Origin of the sequence: Aeromonas popoffii (assembly GCF_000820025.1) — a bacterium.
GTDB lineage: Bacteria > Pseudomonadota > Gammaproteobacteria > Enterobacterales > Aeromonadaceae > Aeromonas > Aeromonas popoffii.
Genome location: NZ_CDBI01000070.1, coordinates 98,864 through 100,249 on the forward strand (window position 1 = coordinate 98,864; position 1,386 = coordinate 100,249).

The window sequence follows — 1,386 nt, forward strand, 5'->3', positions numbered from 1 at the left end:
GAAACGCGAGGTGCCCGAGCTGACCACCTACTTCGTGGGTCAGACAGCAAGCAGCACGTGGGAGGGATTTAACCAGGCGGAAGCCCTGCTCAGGGGCAGCGGTGGCCTGGATTGCATCACCTTGCACCACGAGTAGCGAGAACGTGAGCCGGACGTTCAACTGACCGTCATTGGGCTCGAAAGCGGGCTCTGTGTAATTTGCGACCAGCATGTTTGTTGGACCGCTTTTCCATGTTGGACATCCTGTTCAAAGGCGCTGTCAGGAGGCGGAGCTCCGTGCACTAGCACGATGAAGTGTTGCCCGGAGCCATCCCTCTTCTGAGTATTCATCCGCTGCGTGCATGCCCGCTCACAGGGAGGATGCCCCGCATCTGATGAAAACAGGAGACTCAGGCCGGCGAGATGCTTCATCGCCGGTGAGCAGATCGGCGTCACAGGTAAAAACGGGGCGGGCAAAAGCACCTTGCTGGCCACCCGCCCGGATCGTCTGGGCAGAATGAAGGTGATGCTCGAGGCGATCCCCCTGTGGTATCGGCCCAGGCCCCCGACTTCGTCCAGTGCGTCACTGCCGCCGACCAGTGAAACTGGATAACAAAGAGGGCTCCCTTCGGGGAGCCCTCTTGCTATTGCATGCTAGTGGTGACTCAGGTGTGGATGCTGGCCAGCTCGTGCCGTTTCAACGCCAGCAGTGTGATGAGGAAGGCGGCGGTGGCGATCAGCGCCATGCCGATATAGGTGGCACTGAACCCCGGGGCCAACTCGGCCGGGCTCAGGCTAGCCAGATTGTGGCTGGTCCCCGCTGGCAGGGCGGCATGAAACAGCACGGCACAGATGGCAACCCCAACTGCGCCCCCCAGCTCACGGCCGAAGTTGAACAGGGACATGCCGATACCGCGATCTTCCCGTGGCAGGGCATTTTGCACCACCACCGAGAGCGCCGGCAGCACCAGCCCCAACCCCAGACCGGCAAACCCAAGGGCCAGCTTGACCCAGACATCGAAATGGATCTGCCACAGCGCCAGCGCCGCAAGGGCAAAGCCCACCACCACGAAGCGCTTGTAATAACCGGTGCGGCCGATCAGCTTGCCGCCGACGAAGGCCCCTGCCGTGATGCAGACCATGAAGATCACCATGTAAAAACCGCTCTCCCTGGCTCCCATCCCCTTCTGCAACTGCATCTGCAGCGGCAGATAGACCAGCACAGCGAACATCAGCAGTTGCGAGGCCAGCGCCAGCAGCACGCTCACCAGATAACCGGGCAGCCGAGCCAGATGGGCGGGCAGTATGGGATCCTGGGCGCGCCGCTCCACCAGGATGAGCAGCAACAGGGCAATCGCCAGTCCCGCCGCCAGCCAGATGGCGGGGAGCGCCGTCTCGGGCGAGAGC

General features: G+C 62.4%; 1 protein-coding gene. It reads right to left on the reverse strand.

The annotated features are described in order from the left end of the window. Window positions 1-644: 644 nt before the first annotated feature. Window positions 645-1,386 (reverse strand): MFS transporter (locus BN1129_RS15075; RefSeq protein ID WP_042037538.1); only part of this gene is annotated, 742 nt, incomplete at its 5' end.